We start from the raw sequence: 18,276 nt of genomic DNA, 5'->3' as shown, positions 1-18,276 counted from the left end.
TAGCTCACACATGTGCGGACTCTCGCACGGACGTGCGGGCATATGCGTGACAATGGCCGGGTGACCTCAGCGACCCGACAGCCCGAGACCCCGGCCGCCGCCGTGCGCCCGCGACTGATCGCCACCGACCTGGACGGCACGCTGCTGCGCGACGACAAGTCGGTCTCCCCGCGCACGGTCGCCGCCCTGGCGGCCGCCGAGAAGGCGGGGATCGAGGTCTTCTTCGTCACCGGCCGCCCCGCTCGCTGGATGGACGTCGTCAGTGGGCACGTCCACGGGCACGGCCTCGCCATCTGCGGCAACGGCGCGGCCGTGGTCGACCTGCACGGCGGGCCCGGTGCCCACCGCTTCGTGAAGGTCCGCGAACTGGCCCGCCGGAACGCCCTGGACACCGTACGGCTGCTGCGCGACGCGGCCCCCGGCACGGTGTACGCGGTGGAGCAGACGTACGGCTTCCACCAGGAGCCGGCGTACCCGCGGATGCACATCGAGGTGCCCGACACCCTCGCGCCCGCCGAGGAACTGCTGGCACCGGACGGATCCGCCGCGGCCGAGCCGGTCCTCAAGATCCTGGCCTTCCACCCCGATCTGGAGCCGGATGCCTTCCTCGCGCTGGCCCGCATCGCCATCGGTGACCGCGCCAACGTCACCCGGTCCAGTCCCAGCGCCCTGCTGGAGATCAGCGGTCCGGAGGTCTCCAAGGCCAGCACGCTGGCCCTGTGCTGCGCCGAACGCGGCATCTCGCACGAGGAGGTCGTCGCCTTCGGTGACATGCCGAACGACGTCGAGATGCTCACCTGGGCGGGGCGGTCCTACGCGATGGGCAACGCGCACCCGGACGTGATCGCCGCCGCGTCGGGACGGACGGTCGCCAACAACGACGACGGGGTGGCCGTCGTGATCGAGCGCATCCTGGCGGAGATCCCGTGACGAACGGATCCGGGGCCGGGTCACGTACCGGCCCGGCCTGAGGGGTCGCCTCGTCGATGCCGTGGTGGACGAAGTCGGCGATGCCGTCGCCGTTCCCCGGCGACGATGCCGACGGCCGCGTACCGCGCGTCCGCGAGGTCGGCCGCGGTCCCGCAGATCCGGTTCGGCGTGGAATGCGGCTCCAGCCCGGCGCCGACCGGCCGCATCGCCTTCAGCGGCTTCGGCACCCGCGCCGGGAGTTCGGCCGGGACTCCGCCGCGGGGCGGCCGGGAGGCGGCGCTGCGGGCATGGACCGAGCCCGATCAGGCGGTTTTCAGGGAAAGTCGCAATTGCTGTGAATCCTGCGCCCCCTGGCCACCTTTCGGTTCAGGCCGGTGCCCGTCCAGCGTCCGCGGTCACCGGGCTCCCGTCGGCAGCTCCGACGCCGCCTCCCGCTCGACCATCGTCCGCAGCGGTCCCTCCACCGCTGCCAGCTCCGCGTACGGGCCGCGTTGCACGACCCGCCCCTCGTCCAGGACGACCACCTCGTCCACCGCGTCCAGCCCCGCCAGCCGGTGCGTGATGAGCAGGGTCGTACGACCCTCGGTCGCGGCCAGCAGATCGGCGGTGAGCGCGTCGGCGGTCGGCAGGTCGAGGTGTTCGGCCGGCTCGTCGAGCACGAGAACGGGGAAGTCGGCGAGCAGCGCCCGGGCCAGGGCCAGCCGCTGCCGCTGCCCGCCGGACAACCGGGCTCCGTGTTCGCCGACCAGCGTGTCCAGGCCGTCGGGCAGGCTGTCGGCCCAGTCCAGCAGGCGGGCCCGCGCCAACGCGGCGCGCAGCTCGGACTCCGTGGCGTCCTTCCCGGCCAGGAGCAGGTTCTCGCGCACGGAGCTGTCGAAGAGATGCGCGTCCTGCGCGCACAGCCCGACCAGCCGCCGTACGTCGTCGCCTGCCAGGGCACCGGCGTCCGTTTCGGCCAGTGTGTAGGCGCCCGCGTCGGGGTCGAGGAACCGCAGCAGCACCTGGGCCAGCGTCGTCTTGCCGGAGCCGGACGGCCCGACCACGGCGACGCGGCGGCCCTCCGCCAACGTCAGATCGAGCCCCGCGAGGGCGTCCCGGCCCTGCCCGGGGTGGCGCGCGGCCAGACCCTCGAGGACGACCGGGAACGGTGACGCGGGCGCCTGCCGAGGCCGCTCCGGTTCACGTACGGGCTCGGGCGCGTCGAGCACCTCGTACACCCGCTCGGCACTCCTGCGCACGCGCTGGCGGTACTGCGCGGCCAGGGGCAGTCCGAGAACCGCCTCGAACGCGGCCAGCGGCGTGAGGACCACGACGGCCACGGCCACACCGGCGAGTCGGCCGTCGGCCACGGCCCGGACGCCGACGAGCGCGGCCCCCGCGACGGTCAGACCGGAGATCAGTGCGACGAGGCCGTCACCCAGCGCGGTGGCCGTGGCCGCGCGCGAGGCGATCCGGGTGAGCGTGCCGTCGGCCCGTCGCGCCTCGGCGGCCCGCCCGGGCAGGGCACCGGCGACGGTCAGTTCGGCGGTACCGGTGAGCAGATCGGTCACCCGGGTGGCCAGTGCGCCGCGAGCGGGGGCCAGCCGGTGCTCGGCCCGCCGTGCCACGGCACCGGTGATCAGCGGGACGCCGGCCCCGGCCGCGAGCAGTCCGGCGGCGAGCACGGCACCGGCCTCCGGAAGGAGCCAGGCCGTGAAGCCGACCGATGCGGCGGACACGGCCACCGCCGTGCCGACGGGCAGCAGCCAGCGCAGCCAGTAGTCCTGGAGCGCGTCGACGTCGGCGACGAGCCGGGACAGCAGGTCGCCCCGCCGGCTGTGGCGCAGCCCGGCGGGCGCCAGCCGCTCCAACCGCCGGTAGACGGCGACCCGGGTGTCGGCCAGCATCCGCAGTACGGCGTCGTGCGAGACGAGCCGCTCGGCGTAGCGGAACACGGCCCTCCCGATCCCGAAGGCGCGCGTCGCCGTCACGGCCACCATCAGATACAGCACCGGCGGCTGCTGCGAGGCCCGCGAGATGAGCCACCCCGAGGTGGCCATGAGTCCTACGGCACTGCCGAGGGCGAGGCTGCCGAGGAGCAGCGCGAGTCCGAGCCGGCCGCGCCGGGCGGCGGACATCGCGCGCACTCGGGCGAGGATCCCGGCCGGAGTCCCCGGCGCCGGTTCCGGCGTGCCCGGACCGTGGGCGGGAGTCCGGGCAGTGGTTCCCGGCGCCTCCTCGGCCAGACTGCCCACCACGGGCTTGCGGGAGTCGCCGTCCACAGGCGCCGAAACCGGTTCGTCGAGGCGCACCACGCGGTGGGCCACTTCCAGCAGGGCCGGACGGTGCACCACCAGCAGGACGGTCCGGCCGGCCGCGAGCCTGCGCACGGCGGCCACGACCTCGGCCTCGGTCGCCCCGTCCAGAGCGGCCGTCGGCTCGTCGAGCAGCAGCACCGGACGGTCCGCGAGGAACGCCCGGGCCAGGGCGAGCCGCTGTCGCTGCCCGGCGGACAGCCCGGTGCCGTCCTCGCCGAGCATGGTGCCCGTTCCTTCCGGCAACGCGTCCACGAAGTCCAGCGCTCCGGCGTCACGCAGCGCCCGCCGCACGGCCGCGTCGTCCGCCTCGGGACGGGCCAGCCGTACGTTCTCGGCGACGGTGCCCGCGAACAGGTGCGGACGCTGCGGCACCCAGGCGACGCGGGCGTGCCACTGCGCCGGGTCGAGGCCGGTCAGGTCGGCCCCGCCGATCCTGATCCGCCCCTGGGACGGACGGACGAAGCCGAGCAGCGCATGGAGAAGCGTCGACTTGCCCGCTCCGCTCGGCCCGACGAGCGCAACCGTCTCGCCGGGCTCGACGACGAGGTCCACATCCGACACCGCGTCCGCGGCACGCCCGGGGTAGCGCACGGTCACGCCCTCGAAGGAGAGCGCGCCGTCCGCCGGCACCGGACCGTTGCCCGAGGCGGGTGTGGGCGTCTCCAGCACCGAGAAGATCTCCTCGGCGGCGGCAAGCCCCTCGGCTGCCGCGTGGTACTGCGCTCCCACCTGCCGCAGCGGCAGATAGGCCTCGGGCGCGAGCACGAGCACGACCAGGCCGTCGTACAGGACCATGTCGCCGTGGACGAGCCGCATGCCGATGGTCACGGCGACGAGCGCCACCGAGAGCGTGGCGAGCAGTTCCAGGGCGAAGGACGACAGGAAGGCGATCCGCAGGGTCCGCATGGTCGCCTGCCGGTACTCGCCGGTGATGCGTCTGATCGACTCGGCCTGCGCCTTGGCCCGTCCGAACACCTTCAGCGTCGGCAGCCCGGCGATCACGTCCAGGAAGTGCCCGGAGAGCCGGGACAGCAACCGCCACTGCCGGTCCATCCGCGCCTGCGTGGCCCAGCCGATCAGCATCATGAAGACCGGGATGAGCGGCAGGGTGGCGACGATGATGGCCGCCGAGAGCCAGTCCTCGGTGACGATCCGTGCCAGCACCGCCACCGGCACGACCACCGCGAGCCCCAACTGGGGCAGGTAGCGCGAGAAATAGTCGTCGAGGGCGTCGACGCCCCGGGTGGCCAGGGCGACGAGCGATCCGGTGCGCTGCCCGCCCAGCCAGCCGGGGCCGAGTGCGGTCGCCCGCTCCAGCAACCGGCCCCGCAGCTCCGACTTCACGGCCGCACTCGCCCGGTGCGCGGCCAGTTCGGTGAGCCAGCCGACCAGGCCACGGCCGCAGGCGACGGCCACCAGCAGCAGCAGAGGGGTGCGGAGTTCGGCGGCCGTCATGCCGTGCTGGAAGGCACCCACCACCGTTTCGGCGATGAGCATCGCCTGCGCGACGACCAACCCGGCCCCGGCGGCGCCCAGGACGACGACCGCCGCCAGGAAGAGCCGGGTGGCGCGGGCGTACCGCAGCAGCCGTGGATCGATCGGTTTCACGTGAAACACACCCTGCCGGACTCAGTGCGCGGCTTCGGCGATGTGCTGGGTGCCGATCCGCTTGCGGAACACCCAGTACGTCCACCCCTGGTAGAGCAGGACGACCGGCGTGGCGATCGCGGCCAGCCAGGTCATGATCTTCAGGGTGTACGGGCTGGACGAGGCGTTGGTGACGGTCAGGCTCCAGTCCGCGTCGAGCGTGGACGGCATGACGTTCGGAAAGAGCGTCAGGAAGAGCATCGCCACGGCGGCCACGATGGTGACTCCGGACAGCGCGAAGGCCCAGCCCTCGCGCCCCGCCTGGTTGGCCGCCAGCGCGACGACCAGGGACGCGACGGCCACCACCAGCGCGACCAGGCTCTTGCCGTCGCCCCTGTCGGCCTGAGTCCACAGCAGGAAGGCGAGGGCCAGTACCGCGGTGACGAGACCCACCCGCAGCGCCAGTGCCCGCGCCCGTTCGCGGATCTCACCGACGGTCTTGAGCGCGGTGAACACCGTCCCGTGGAAGGTGAACAGGGTCAGGGTGACCAGGCCGCCGAGGAGGGCGTACGGGTTCAGCAGGTCCCCTACGGTGCCGACGTACTCCAGGTCCCGGTCGATCTTCACACCGTGGACGATGTTGCCGAAGGCGACGCCCCACAGGAACGCCGGGATCAACGAGGTCCAGAAGATCGCGGTCTCCCAGTTGCGCTGCCAGCGCTCCTCGGGCCGCTTCACCCGGTACTCGAAGGCGACGCCCCGGACGATCAGGCAGAGCAGGATGACCAGCAGGGGCAGGTAGAAACCGGAGAAGAGGGTGGCGTACCACTCGGGGAAGGCCGCGAAGGTCGCACCGCCGGCCGTCAGCAGCCACACCTCGTTGCCGTCCCAGACAGGGCCGATCGTGTTGATCAGCACCCGCTTCTCGGCCCGGTCGCGGGCGAGCAGCCGGGTGAGCACACCGACCCCGAAGTCGAAGCCCTCCAGGAAGAAGTAGCCGGTCCACAGGACGGCGATGAGGACGAACCAGACGTCGTGAAGTTCCATGACTGTGCAGCTCCCTCGGCCTAGTACGAGAAGGCCATCGGCTTGTCGGCGTCACGGGAGTCGCCGCCGATCTTCGTGGGCGGGTTGAGGTCGGCCTCGGTGAGCTCGGGCGGACCGGCCTTGACGTACTTCACCAGCAGCTTGACCTCGATGACGGCGAGGACGGCGTAGAGAAGGGTGAAGGCGATCATCGAGGTGAGGACCTCGGCCGTGGAGACACCGGGGGAGACCGCGTCGCGGGTCTGGAACAGGCCGTAGACGACCCAGGGCTGACGGCCCATCTCGGTGAAGATCCAGCCCCACGAGTTGGCGATCAGCGGGAAGGCCATCGTCCAGACCGCCAGCAGCCAGTACAGCCGGGAGAACTTCGATCCGAGGGGCTTCTTCAGCAGCACCAGGTGGGGCACCTCGTCGTCACCGGTCCGCCAGGCCGCCGGCAGCATGAACTTCTTGCGGGTCAGCCACAGTCCCAGCAGACCGAGCGAGAAGGACGCCATGCCGAAGCCGATCATCCACCGGAAGCCCCAGTAGGCGACGGGGACGATGGGCTTGTAGTCACCGGGCCCGAACTTCTGCTGTTCGGCCTTGTTGGTGTCGTTGATGCCGGGCACGTACGAGTCGAAGTCGCTGTGGGCCAGGAAGGACAGCAGGCCGGGTATCTCCAGGGCGACCTTGTTGTGCCCCTTGTCGACGTCGCCGTAGGCGAAGACGGAGAAGGGCGCCGGCTGCTCACCGTCCCACAGGGCCTCGGCGGCGGCCATCTTCATCGGCTGCTGCTCGTACATGACCTTGCCGAGGGTGTCGCCGCTGATGGCGGTGAACAGGCCGCCGACGGCCAGGGTGACCAGACCGAGCCGCAGCGAGGTCCGCATCACGGGGATGTGCTTCTTGCGCATCAGGTGGAAGGCGGCGATGCCCACCATGAAGGCGCCACCGGTCAGGAAGGCCGCCGAGAAGCTGTGGAAGACCTGGTTGAGCGCGGTGTTCTGAGTGAGGACCTGCCAGAAGTCGGTGAGTTCGGCGCGGCCCTTCTCCTCGTTGATCCGGTAGCCGACGGGGTGCTGCATCCAGGAGTTGGCGGCGAGGATGAAGTACGCCGACAGCAGTGTGCCGATCGAGACCATCCAGATGCAGGCCAGATGGACCTTCTTGGGCAGCTTGTCCCAGCCGAAGATCCAGAGGCCGATGAAGGTCGACTCGAAGAAGAAGGCGATCAACGCCTCGAACGCGAGCGGCGCGCCGAAGACGTCACCGACGAACCGCGAGTAGTCGGACCAGTTCATGCCGAACTGGAACTCCTGCACGATGCCGGTGACGACACCCATGGCGATGTTGATCAGGAAGAGCTTGCCCCAGAACTTCGTCGCCCTGAGGTACTTCTCCTTCTCCGTGCGAACCCAGGCGGTCTGCAGTCCGGCCGTGAGGGCGGCCAGCGAGATCGTCAGCGGCACGAAGAGGAAGTGGTAGACGGTCGTGATGCCGAACTGCCATCGCGCCAGTGTCTCCGGCGCCAAAGCCATGTCCACGTCGTCGGCCTCCTTGCATCGCCGTGGTTCAGGCAATTTGTGCGTGTATGTGCCATCCATCTTGGGAGCAACCCGACACGCTTGTGAACGCGTTCACATTCACAAGCAATTATGACCTACAGCTTTTCGACACCGGAAGGGGGGTCCCCTGTGACGTCAACCCCTTGGCAAGACCTTCAACATCTTGTTGAATCCGCGGCATGAACACGACGGACACGCAGGAGCAGCACGCACGGATACGCATCTCATGGCCCGCGGGTCACCTCACCGCGACCCTTGAGGACACCCCCACCACGCAGGCACTCCTCAAGGCCCTGCCGCTGACCGCCTCCGCCCGCACCTGGGGCGAGGAGGTGTACTTCGATACAGGTGTGTCGGTTTCACGTGAAACGGACGCCCGACAGGTCGTCGAGCCGGGCACCGTCGCCTTCTGGACCGATGGCGACGCACTGGCTCTCCCGTACGGCCCCACGCCGATCTCGCGAGGAGACGAATGCCGCCTCGCGAGCCCGTGCAACGTCCTCGGCCGCCTCGACGGCGACCCCCGCCACCTGGCGACGGTGCGCGCCGGAGACCCGGTACGGGTGGAGACGGTGGACGCCTGACGCCCACCGTCCGTCGGATCAGAACTCCCTGCGGAACGCTTCCGACACCTTCAGGAAGATGTCGTTCGCCTCGCTCTCCCCGACCGTCACCCGCACACCCTCGCCCGGGAACGGCCGTACGACCACACCGGCCCGCTCGCACGCCTCCGCGAAGGCGACCGTGCGCTCCCCCAGGCGCAGCCACACGAAGTTGGCCTGGGTCTCCGGAACCGTCCAGCCCTGTGCGCGCAGGCCGTCGACCACACGGATGCGCTCACAGACCAACGAGCCGACCCTGCCGATCAGCTCGTCCTCGGCCCGCAGCGAGGCGATCGCCGCCTCCTGGGCGATCTGGCTCACACCGAAGGGCACGGCCGTCTTGCGCAGCGCGGCGGCCACCGGCTCATGGGCGACAGCGAAGCCGACCCGGAGGCCGGCGAGGCCGTACGCCTTGGAGAAGGTCCGCAGCACACAGACGTTGGGCCGCTCCCGGTAGATCTCGACGCCGTCCGGCACCTCGGGGTCGCGGATGAACTCGCGGTAGGCCTCATCGAGCACCACGAGCACGCCACTCGGTACCCGGTCGAGGAAGCGCTCCAGCTCGGCCCGCCGCACCACCGTGCCCGTCGGGTTGTTGGGATTGCAGACGAAGATCAGCCGCGTCCGGTCGGTGATCGCGGCGGCCATGGCGTCCAGATCGTGCACGTCGCCCGGCGTCAGCGGCACCTTCACGGACGTCGCACCGCTGATCTGCGTGATGATCGGGTATGCCTCGAAGGAGCGCCAGGCGTAGATCACCTCGTCGCCGGGGCCGGAGGTCGCCTGGAGCAGCTGCTGCGCCACACCGACCGACCCGGTGCCGGTGGCCAGGTGGGAGACGGGGACGGCGAACCGTTCCGCCAGCTCGTTCATCAGGCCCGTGCAGGCCATGTCCGGGTACCGGTTGAAGGACGAGGCCGCGGCCGTGACCGTCTCCATCACACCCGGCAGCGGCGGGTACGGGTTCTCGTTGGAGGACAGTTTGTAGGCCACCGGCCCGTCCGCCGCGGCGGGCTTGCCCGGCTTGTAGGTGGGAATCCCCTCCAGCTCGGCGCGCAGCTTGGGGCTCGTCTCGCTCACCGCAGTCCTCCTCGTGACCACCACCGGCATCGAATACTTCTCACCCTATGAGGATTCGGCGTCACTGCGTATAGGTGCGGCCGGGCCTCCTTCGTCACTCGCGCAACAGGGGCATCAGCACACGAAGGCACATGATTCGGGGGGCGTGCTGGACATATATCTACGCGCCGGTGGCTCGCGCCGTGGCGCGCATCCCTCGTGCAGGTGAGTTGAAACCTCTTCGCAACCTCGACCAGTCGGCAGGCTCCTGCTCCCCGATACAACAGATATCGGGGCAGAGAACGTCAACTCCCTTCTTTCTTAAGGCACTTAGGGAGTGATGATCATGCAGAAACGTGCCTGTCAATGCGTGCATATGCGTCCGCCCTACCCCACCACATGCGCCCTACTATCGGCTCGCCATGACAGCAGCAGGGAAGCACCAGGTGAGCCGCGCGGAAACCTCACGTCGAGGCAGTCGGCCGGGTCGAGCGGGCATCAGAGACGTGGCCGCCGCCGCCGGAGTATCCATCACGACCGTCTCCGACGCCCTCAACGGCAAGGGCCGACTCCCGGATGCCACCCGGCGCCATGTCCGCGAGGTCGCCGACCGGCTGGGTTACCGGCCGTCGGCCGCCGCCCGTACGCTCCGCACCGGCAAGTCGGGGCTCATCGGCCTGACCGTGACGACGTACGGGAATGAACCTTTCACCTTCACCGAGTTCGCGTACTTCGCCGAGATGGCGCGCGCCGCCACCTCCGCCGCGCTCGCCCGCGGCTACGCCCTCGTCATCCTCCCGGCGACCTCCCGCCACGACGTGTGGTCCAACGTCGCACTGGACGGCACGGTCGTCATCGACCCCTCCGACCAGGACCCGGTCGTCAGCGAACTGGTCCGGCAGGGCTTACCGGTCGTCTCCGATGGCCGCCCGGCCGGCGCGCTCCCCGTGACCGCCTGGGTCGACAACGACCACGAGGCCGCCGTACTCGGCATCCTCGACCACCTGGCAGCCGCCGGCGCCCGCCGGATCGGCCTGCTCACCGGCACCACGACCGACACGTACACCCACCTGTCGACCACCGCCTACCTGCACTGGTGCGAGCGTGTCGGCCAGGACCCGGTCTACGAGGCATACCCGGCGCACGATCCGTGCGCGGGTGCGGTGGCCGCCGACCGACTGCTCGCCCGGCCCGACCGTCCCGACGCCGTGTACGGACTGTTCGACCCGAACGGCACCGACCTGCTCGCCGCCGCCCGCCGCTACGGCCTGCGCGTACCGGAGGACCTGCTGCTGGTCTGCTGCAGCGAGTCCACGGTGTACGCCAGCACCGAGCCGCCCATCACCACCCTGTCGCTGAAGCCACGCCGCATCGGCACAGCGGTGATCCAGCTCCTCATCGACGCCATCGAGGGACTCGACTCGGAGCAGACGGTCGAGCAGGTGATACCGACGGAACTGATCGTGCGGACGTCGTCGCAGCGCCGCCCGCCCCGGACGACGGTCAGCCCGCCGCGGTCACCCGACCACGAGTAGGGGCCGGACCGGTAGAACACGCCCGGCCGGAGGACAACCCGTCGGCCGGGCTCCGACCGGTGAAGATCACGCCGATGTCACGGACGAGCCAATACCGAACCAATCGGGGCGAAAGCCGCGGCGAACCGGAGTCCTGCCCTGATTCACCACCCCTGGGTCATCACACAGAGCGATCCGCATTCCTATGATGGGCCCACACACCGCGGGCCGCTGCGACCAGGCAGTCCGAAGCGGTGCAGATGCGGCGCAATGGTGGAGGGGTCGATGACTCAGGGGGCCGGTCAGGGACCCGAGGTGGAACGGACAGCGACGGTGCGCGACTTCCGGGTGCCCGCGTACGTCCACGAGGCCGCCCCGTACGCCATTCCCGGCACACACGCGGGCGAGGCCCCTCCCCCCTCCGAGGAGGGGTACGAGGAGGCCTTTCCGGAGGGATACACACCCACTCAGCGCGATCTGCCCATCATCCGTAGGGGTGACACGGTCCAGGTGACCGTCGCCCCCGAGCCGACCCCGGCGGCGCAGCCCGCCACGGGCCAGGGGCCGCTGTTCGTCGTCGGCGACGTGCACGGTTACCTGGACCAGCTGGTGGCCGCCCTCCAGGAGAAGGGCCTCATCGACGCCGCCGGCCAGTGGTGCGCGGGCACTTCCCGCCTGTGGTTCCTCGGCGACTTCACCGACCGCGGCCCGGACGGCATCGGCGTCATCGACCTGGTGATGCGGCTGTCCGCCGAGGCCGCCGCGGCCGGCGGCTACTGCAAGGCGCTGATGGGCAACCACGAGCTGCTGCTGCTCGGTGCCAAACGGTTCGGCGACACCCCCGTCAACTCCGGCGCCGGCACCGCCACCTTCCAGGCCGCCTGGCTGCTGAACGGCGGACAGAAGACCGACATGGACCGGCTCCAGGACCACCACCTCCAGTGGATGGCCCGCCTCGACGCGCTCGAAGAGGTCGACGGGCACCTCCTCGTCCACTCCGACACCACCACCTACCTCGACTACGGCAGTTCCATCGAGGAGGTCAACGACACCGTCCGCGAGACGCTCACGCGCAATGTCGCGGAAGAGGTGTGGGACCTGTTCCGCAAGTTCACCAAGCGCTTCTCCTTCCGCGACGAGGGCGGCGCCGACGCGGTGCGCTCGCTGCTGGACACGTACGGCGGCACCCGCATCGTCCACGGGCACAGCCCCATCCCCTACCTCCTGGGCGAGGTCGGCTCCGAGGACGGCGAGGACGACACCCGCACCGCGGTCGAGGGTCCCCACGTCTACGCGGACGGGCTGGCCATCGCGATGGACGGCGGCGTGACCATGGCCGGAAAGCTGCTGGTCCAGCAACTCCCGCTGGAGTCCTGACCGTTCACCGGGCCGCTCTTTCCCTGCGGCGGCCCTACAGGCCGGCACCCAATTTCTGGAAACCCCCTGTCACCGCGCGCCGTCACCGCTCTACCATCGGCTTATCCGTAGCAGGCTCCCCTCCGTTTCTGCCCGACGGCTCGTTGGCATGCGAGCCCCAAGCCCTACGGAGCATCGGGGGATGCACATGAACAGCGTTCCGCAGTACCTGTCGAACGAGGACCGCCAGGAGTACGAGCGGCTCCTCGACGAGGCGCTGCGCTCTGCCCCACACCGCCCGGAACTGGCCGCTGTCGGACAGCGGCTCAACGCCGAACAACTGCGCACCATGGCACTCAACGCCACCGCCCTGATCACGGCGGCAGCCACCACGGAGTACCAGCACTACGTGAAGGTCCGCGAGGAACTGCGTCGTCCGGCACCGTCCTCCTCGCCGACCACGCGTGATCCCGGCTCCGACGAGCAGGGCGCGGTGGGTCTCGCCGCCACCCTGGGGGAGGCCACCGGCGCGGGCGCGGGCGCGGTCGTCGCCGTCCTGGCACCCGTCCTGGCCGGCACCTCCGCCGCGATCTTCCTGCTCGTCGGTTACGTCCTGAGGATGATCGACCCGGGGCAGGCGTTCGCGCGGACCATGCTCACCACGGGGTGGGTGTTCGGCGGAGTGACCGCCGTCGCCATCCTCGTCGCGGGGGCGGGACTGCTGCTCACCGCGCTGCGCAACCGGCCCTCCGCCGAGTCCGGCCGCTACGGCGAACTCGACGGGGAGGTGGCCCGGGCCAGGGAGGCCTGGCACGACGCCCTGCTCGAGCGCGGCATCCTGCCGTTCCTGCGGGAGGCGCTCACCGATCCGAACGCGGCGGTCGCGCTGCACCGCACGGAACCGGCGGCGCCGGCGAGCCGGATGCCTCACCTCGGCTACGACCGTCCGGGGTTCACGAGCCCCGACGACGGCCGGGAGGGCCCGCGCCCGAGCTACTCGAGCCCGGACTACAGCAGTCCGGACTTCGGCGGCCCGGAACACCGACCGGAGTAACCGTCGGCCGGGGCGGGCACCTCAGAGAATGCCCGCCCGGCCGGCGGCGGTGACCCAGGACGGGAACTCGGACAGCAGGCGGTCGTACAGCTCCTGGTCGGGAACGGTGCCGATGTCGTCGACGGCGAAGAAGCCGACGTTGTCCACGCGGCGGCCGGGCAGGGTGTCGAACCGCTCGAGCACTCCGTAATCGGACCGGCCGAGACCCACGAACTGCCAGAAGACCGGCTCCTCCACCGCCTCCCGCAGTTCCCGCTCGATCTCGTTGTTGCGGTAGACGCCACCGTCCGAGAAGAACAGCACCAGGGTCGGTGCCTGCGCCGGGTTGTCCCGGACGAAGGCCCGGACCTCGGCGATCACCTTCTGCTCCTCGTTCTGGATGCCGACCGCCCGCATGCCGACCTGTTCGTCGTGCAGTCCCTTCTTCCTTCCCCGGCGGAAGAGCCCCACCTCCCCCACCCGCACGTGCAGCCGCAGCCACTCGGGGAGTTCGCCCAGCCGCAGGTCGGGCAGCCGGGCCGGGTTCGAGGCGAAGGTCCAGGCCTGCATCGCGCCGTCGTCGTCGAGCTGTGCGGCGACGGCGGCCATGCGCTCCACCACGTCGGCCACCACGCCCTTGGAGTAGAGGAAGGACATGGACCCGGAGGCGTCGAGGACCAGGACGACGCGCGCGGTGACACCGGTGGCGCCGTGCTTGCTCAGGCTGACCGCGACCTGTTCCTTGCGCAGGGACAACCGCTTGCGCATGTCGAGGGGGAGGCGCTCCTCGCCCTTGGTGAACCGGGTGCCGGGTGCCGTCGGCGGCGGGGCCGTCGGTGCGGGTGGCGCGGAGGGGCTTGTCGGCGCCGGAGCGACGGGCCGGGCGGGCGGCGCGGGAGGCACCGGGGTGGAGGGGGCCACGGCGGCCGGAGCGTCGTCGACCGTGATGCCGAAGTCGGTTGCCAGGCCGACGAGTCCGGTGGCGTAGCCCTGCCCTACCGCCCGGAACTTCCACTTCCCCTGACGCAGGTACAGTTCGCCGCCGACCAGCGCGGTCTCGGTGCCGGCCACCATGTCGAAGCGGGCCAGCTCGGCCCGGGTGACCGCGTCCAGCAGCCGCAGCGTCAGGCCCGGCACCCGGCCGAACGTCCCGCCGTCGGACGAGGCGCACAGGACGATGCGCTCGACGCCGGCTTCCAGCGCGAGCAGGTCCACCTCGACGGTGTCGGTCGTGACACCGGAAGCGGTCCCGGAACCGTTCTCCTTCCCCAGGTGCCGCACCGCGCCGGACGCGTGCCGGGGCTGGTTGTAGAAGACGAAGTCGCCGTCGTCCCGTACGCGTCCGGCCGAGGTGAGCAGCAGCGCCGAGGCATCGACCTCGGGCACACCCGGCCCGGCGGACCAACTGAGCGCAACACGCACCGCGGGTGAGTCGACGGCGAGATTGGCACCCTTGCTCAGGGATGTGGCTGCCATGGGCCCAGTCTGCCGAGGCGGGGCCCTCCGGGGGAGAGGGGCCCCGTCTCCGTCAGGCCGTGGCGAGGCAGCCCCGGCACCCCGCGACGCCGGACGATCCCCTCGGGGGAATCGCCCGGCGTGAGGCCGAGGGCGGGATTCAGTCGGCCAGCGGGAGGTACACCCGGTTCCCGCCGGCGGCGAACTCCTTCGACTTCTGCAGCATGCCCTCGGCGATCTCCTCGGGTGACGCTCCCTCGGCGGCCGTACCGCCGAACCGCTCGTTGATGCTCTGGCTGATCTTCATCGAGCAGAACTTCGGCCCGCACATCGAGCAGAAGTGGGCCGTCTTGGCGGGCTCGGCCGGCAGCGTCTCGTCGTGGAACTCCCGCGCCGTGTCCGGGTCGAGTGCCAGGTTGAACTGGTCCTCCCACCGGAACTCGAAACGTGCGTCCGACAGCGCGTCGTCCCACTCCTGCGCACCCGGGTGACCCTTGGCGAGGTCGGCGGCATGGGCGGCGATCTTGTAGGTGATGACGCCGGTCTTGACGTCGTCGCGGTTGGGCAGGCCCAGGTGCTCCTTGGGCGTGACGTAGCAGAGCATGGCCGTGCCCCACCAGGCAATCATCGCGGCACCGATGCCGGAGGTGATGTGGTCGTACGCCGGTGCGACGTCCGTCGTCAGCGGGCCGAGCGTATAGAACGGGGCTTCATCGCAGATCTCCTGCTGAAGGTCGATGTTCTCCTTGATCTTGTGCATCGGGACATGTCCCGGGCCTTCGATCATGGTCTGTACGTGGAAACGCTTCGCGATCCGGTTGAGTTCCCCGAGCGTGCGCAGTTCGGCGAACTGGGCCTCGTCGTTGGCGTCCGCGATCGAGCCGGGCCTGAGGCCGTCGCCGAGGGAGTACGTGACGTCGTAGGCGGCGAGGATCTCGCAGAGCTCCTCGAAGTTCTCGTACAGGAACGACTCCTTGTGGTGCGCCAGGCACCAGGCCGCCATGATCGAGCCGCCGCGCGAGACGATGCCGGTCTTGCGGTTCGCGGTGAGCGGTACGTAGGCCAGCCGCACGCCCGCGTGGACCGTCATGTAGTCGACGCCCTGCTCGGCCTGCTCGATCACCGTGTCCTTGTAGATCTCCCAGGTCAGTTCCTCGGCCCTGCCGTCGACCTTCTCCAGGGCCTGGTAGAGCGGCACGGTGCCGATGGGAACGGGGGAGTTGCGCAGCACCCACTCGCGGGTGGTGTGGATGTTGCGGCCCGTGGACAGGTCCATGACCGTGTCGGCGCCCCAGCGGGTCGCCCAGGTCATCTTCTCGACCTCCTCCTCGATGGAGGACGTCACCGCCGAGTTGCCGATGTTGGCGTTCACCTTCACCAGGAACCGCTTGCCGATGATCATCGGCTCGATCTCCGGGTGATTGACGTTGGCCGGCAGTACGGCACGGCCGGCGGCGATCTCCTCGCGGACCACCTCCGGCGAGACGTTCTCCCGGATGGCCACGTACTCCATCTCGGGCGTGATCTCGCCCCGGCGCGCATACGCGAGCTGCGTCACCGCCGCCCCGTCCCGTCCCCGGCGCGGCTGGCGCGGACGCCCGGGGAAGACGGCGTCCAGATTGCGCAGGCCTCCGCGCGGTGAGGTGTGCTTGATCCCGTCGTCCTCGGGGCGGACGGGGCGGCCCGCGTACTCCTCCGTGTCGCCGCGGCCGATGATCCAGTTCTCCCGCAGCGGCGGCAGCCCCCTGCGGACGTCGGTGGCGACGAGCGGATCGGTGTACGGGCCCGATGTGTCGTAGAGCGTGACCGACTGTCCGTTGGTGAGGTGCACCTGTCGAACCGGCACCCGCAGGTCGGGGCGCGAGCCCTCGACGTACGCCTTGTGCCAGCCGATGGACTTCCCGGCCTCCGCGGCCTCCGCCTCAGCGGAGGTGTGGGTGGAGGCAGGCGTGCGTGCGTCCTTGATGGTCATGAGACCTACTCCCTACGCCGGCATTACCCGGTAACAGGTTCAGCGGTCGACGCAGCGGCTTCCGTCGGACGACGTCTCGTGGGCAACATCACTCGGCTTCGGTCATGTTTCCCGTGAAACATCGCTGGGACGGAGGTCAGCGCCCTCTCAGCCCGGTGCTCCGAGCTCCCGCGTGTACAAAGGTGCCCCCACGCTAGCGTCAATTCGGGCGCGGTGAACAGAGGGCCCCTTTCGTTCTTGCGATGATCGGTCGGTGACCACGACCCAGCACCCTCCCTATCCGCCGCACGAACCTCGCCGCGGCCCGGGCGCCCCAGCCGACGACGGGCCTGCGGAAGGCCACGTCCTCGACGGCTCGTACGGTGCGGGCAGCAGAGATGAAGCGGGTCACGGGTACGGCGCCGACGGTGAGCACACCGGCAGCGGCGGGCGCGGTGGCAGTGGTGGAGACGGTCACTCGCACGGTCACGGGCACGGTCACGGTCACGGGCCGGCGGCGCCTGTCTCGCGGCATCTGCGCAAGGTCATCGCAGCGGTCCTCATCCCGTTCGCCGCAGCGGTGGTGGTCGGGCTCGCCGTGCTCTGGCCGGGTGGTGCGCCGCCGCACGAGCGCACCGGTGTCGGCTTCGACCGGCAGACGCAGCAGGCCACGGTCACCGAGGTGGAGAGGCTGAGCTGCAAGTCCGTCAACGCCTCGGGCGTCCCCCCGACCGGCGACACCTCCACCGCGGAGGGCTCCTCCGCGGTGCAGCAGGCGAACGGCGACTGCAAGCGGGCGACGATCCGCGTCGACACCGGCAAGGACAAGGGCCGTACCTTCAACGAGATCGTGCAGCCGGACCAGACACGTCAGTTGCACGAGGGCCAGAAGGTGGTGGTCGCCTACGAACCCTCCGCGCCGAAGGACCTGCAGTACTCGGTGACCGACATCGACCGCGGTTTCCCGATGGCCCTGCTCGCCGGCATCTTCGCGCTGGCCGTCGTGGTCGTCGGCCGGCTGCGTGGTCTCATGGCCCTGGTCTCGCTGGCCATCAGCTTCCTGCTGCTGAACTTCTTCATCCTGCCCGCCATCCTTCAGGGCTCGAACCCCCTGCTCGTGGCGGTGATCGGTTCCAGCGCCATCATGCTGATCGCGCTGTACCTGTGCCACGGACTGTCGGCGCGGACCTCTGTGGCGGTGCTCGGAACCCTGGTCTCGCTGCTGCTGATCGGTGTCCTGGGATCGCTGTTCATCGGCTGGGCCGCCCTCACCGGCAACACCGACGACAACACCGGCCTGATCCACGGGCTGTATCCGTCGATCGACATGAGCGGCCTGCTGCTCGCCGGCGTCATCATCGGTTCGCTCGGTGTCCTCGACGACGTGACGGTCACCCAGACCTCCGCGGTATGGGAGTTGCACGAGGCCAATCCGACGATGGGCTGGCGCGGCCTGTACCGAGCCGGCATCCGCATCGGCCGCGACCACATCGCCTCCGTCGTCAACACGCTCGTCCTCGCGTACGCGGGCGCCGCGCTGCCGCTGCTGCTGCTGTTCTCGATCGCACAGAGCAGCGTGGGAACGGTCGCCAACAGCGAGTTGGTCGCGGAGGAGATCGTGCGCACGCTGGTGGGCTCGATCGGCCTGGTGGCGTCCGTCCCGGTCACCACCGCCCTCGCGGCCCTGGTCGTCTCGGCCGACCGTCCGACGGGGCGGACGACCACGCAGAGTGCCGGGGCGGCGTCGGGTACCGGACCGGCTCCGGTACGCGGGGGACGGGGCCGTCGCCGCAAGCGCTGAATCGCCCGGGCGGGAACGCTCCTGGCGCCGTGCGCCTCTGAAGAAGCGTTCCTGCAAAGTGGGCGCCCTGGCGACGGTGTCATGTCACCGCCCACGA

The 18,276-nt window shown here is 70.3% G+C and carries 12 protein-coding genes and 1 riboswitch; of the genes, 6 read left to right on the top strand and 6 right to left on the bottom strand.

The window, feature by feature from the left end:
• Nucleotides 1-42: 42 nt before the first annotated feature.
• Nucleotides 43-930, top strand: coding sequence for a Cof-type HAD-IIB family hydrolase (locus ACIRFH_RS06770; protein WP_403517579.1), 888 nt, complete (start codon nucleotides 43-45; stop codon nucleotides 928-930).
• 395 nt (nucleotides 931-1,325) lie between these two features.
• Here ACIRFH_RS06770 and cydD read toward each other — a convergent pair whose 3' ends face one another.
• The 3 genes from cydD to ACIRFH_RS06755 are packed head-to-tail and all read right to left on the bottom strand — an operon-like array spanning nucleotide 1,326 to nucleotide 7,387.
• Entirely contained in the window at nucleotides 1,326-4,835 is a 3,510-nt protein-coding gene (cydD, locus tag ACIRFH_RS06765) for a thiol reductant ABC exporter subunit CydD (protein ID WP_403517578.1), read from the bottom strand.
• A gap of 21 nt (nucleotides 4,836-4,856) precedes the next feature.
• Nucleotides 4,857-5,861, bottom strand: coding sequence for a cytochrome d ubiquinol oxidase subunit II (gene cydB / locus ACIRFH_RS06760; RefSeq protein WP_403517576.1), 1,005 nt, complete (start codon nucleotides 5,859-5,861; stop codon nucleotides 4,857-4,859).
• Nucleotides 5,862-5,881: 20 nt separating this feature from the next.
• Entirely contained in the window at nucleotides 5,882-7,387 is a 1,506-nt protein-coding gene (locus ACIRFH_RS06755; protein ID WP_403517574.1) for a cytochrome ubiquinol oxidase subunit I, read from the bottom strand.
• A 200-nt stretch (nucleotides 7,388-7,587) separates the two neighbouring features.
• On the opposite strand from ACIRFH_RS06755, the gene ACIRFH_RS06750 reads away from it, so the two are divergent.
• Nucleotides 7,588-7,992 (top strand): cyclophilin-like fold protein, encoded by a 405-nt coding sequence (locus tag ACIRFH_RS06750; RefSeq protein ID WP_403517572.1) that lies wholly within the window; start codon nucleotides 7,588-7,590, stop codon nucleotides 7,990-7,992.
• An 18-nt stretch (nucleotides 7,993-8,010) separates the two neighbouring features.
• Here the strand turns inward: ACIRFH_RS06750 and hisC are convergent, their stop codons facing one another.
• Nucleotides 8,011-9,090 carry a histidinol-phosphate transaminase gene (gene hisC, locus ACIRFH_RS06745; RefSeq protein WP_403517570.1) on the bottom strand — a complete coding sequence of 360 codons (1,080 nt, stop codon included), beginning with the start codon at nucleotides 9,088-9,090 and terminating at the stop codon, nucleotides 8,011-8,013.
• A gap of 401 nt (nucleotides 9,091-9,491) precedes the next feature.
• On the opposite strand from hisC, the gene ACIRFH_RS06740 reads away from it, so the two are divergent.
• The 3 genes from ACIRFH_RS06740 (at nucleotide 9,492) to ACIRFH_RS06730 (ending at nucleotide 12,993) form a co-directional block, all read left to right on the top strand.
• Nucleotides 9,492-10,604 carry a LacI family DNA-binding transcriptional regulator gene (locus ACIRFH_RS06740; RefSeq protein WP_403517568.1) on the top strand — a complete coding sequence of 371 codons (1,113 nt, stop codon included), beginning with the start codon at nucleotides 9,492-9,494 and terminating at the stop codon, nucleotides 10,602-10,604.
• Nucleotides 10,605-10,853: 249 nt separating this feature from the next.
• On the top strand, nucleotides 10,854-11,960 hold the full coding sequence (locus ACIRFH_RS06735) for a metallophosphoesterase (protein ID WP_403517566.1): 1,107 nt from the start codon (nucleotides 10,854-10,856) through the stop codon (nucleotides 11,958-11,960).
• Between the two features lie 181 nt (nucleotides 11,961-12,141).
• A complete protein-coding gene (locus ACIRFH_RS06730) occupies nucleotides 12,142-12,993 on the top strand; it encodes a hypothetical protein (RefSeq protein WP_403517564.1) in 852 nt (283 codons plus the stop codon).
• A 21-nt stretch (nucleotides 12,994-13,014) separates the two neighbouring features.
• On the opposite strand, the gene ACIRFH_RS06725 is transcribed toward ACIRFH_RS06730, so the two are convergent.
• On the bottom strand, nucleotides 13,015-14,448 hold the full coding sequence (locus tag ACIRFH_RS06725; protein WP_403517563.1) for a VWA domain-containing protein: 1,434 nt from the start codon (nucleotides 14,446-14,448) through the stop codon (nucleotides 13,015-13,017).
• Between the two features lie 139 nt (nucleotides 14,449-14,587).
• Nucleotides 14,588-16,399, bottom strand: coding sequence for a phosphomethylpyrimidine synthase ThiC (gene thiC, locus ACIRFH_RS06720; protein ID WP_403517561.1), 1,812 nt, complete (start codon nucleotides 16,397-16,399; stop codon nucleotides 14,588-14,590).
• Nucleotides 16,392-16,581, bottom strand: a riboswitch (TPP riboswitch). It overlaps the preceding gene by 8 nt.
• A 71-nt stretch (nucleotides 16,582-16,652) precedes the next feature.
• On the opposite strand from thiC, the gene ACIRFH_RS06715 reads away from it, so the two are divergent.
• Complete coding sequence (locus ACIRFH_RS06715; RefSeq protein ID WP_403517559.1) at nucleotides 16,653-18,179, top strand: YibE/F family protein; 1,527 nt, start codon at nucleotides 16,653-16,655, stop codon at nucleotides 18,177-18,179.
• Nucleotides 18,180-18,276: the final 97 nt, after the last annotated feature.

Source organism: Streptomyces sp. NPDC093586 (genome assembly GCF_044764905.1).
In the GTDB taxonomy this organism is placed as follows: domain Bacteria; phylum Actinomycetota; class Actinomycetes; order Streptomycetales; family Streptomycetaceae; genus Streptomyces.
The sequence above is the reverse complement of the archived record's forward strand: the minus strand, read 5'-3'. Positions and strand labels throughout refer to the sequence as shown.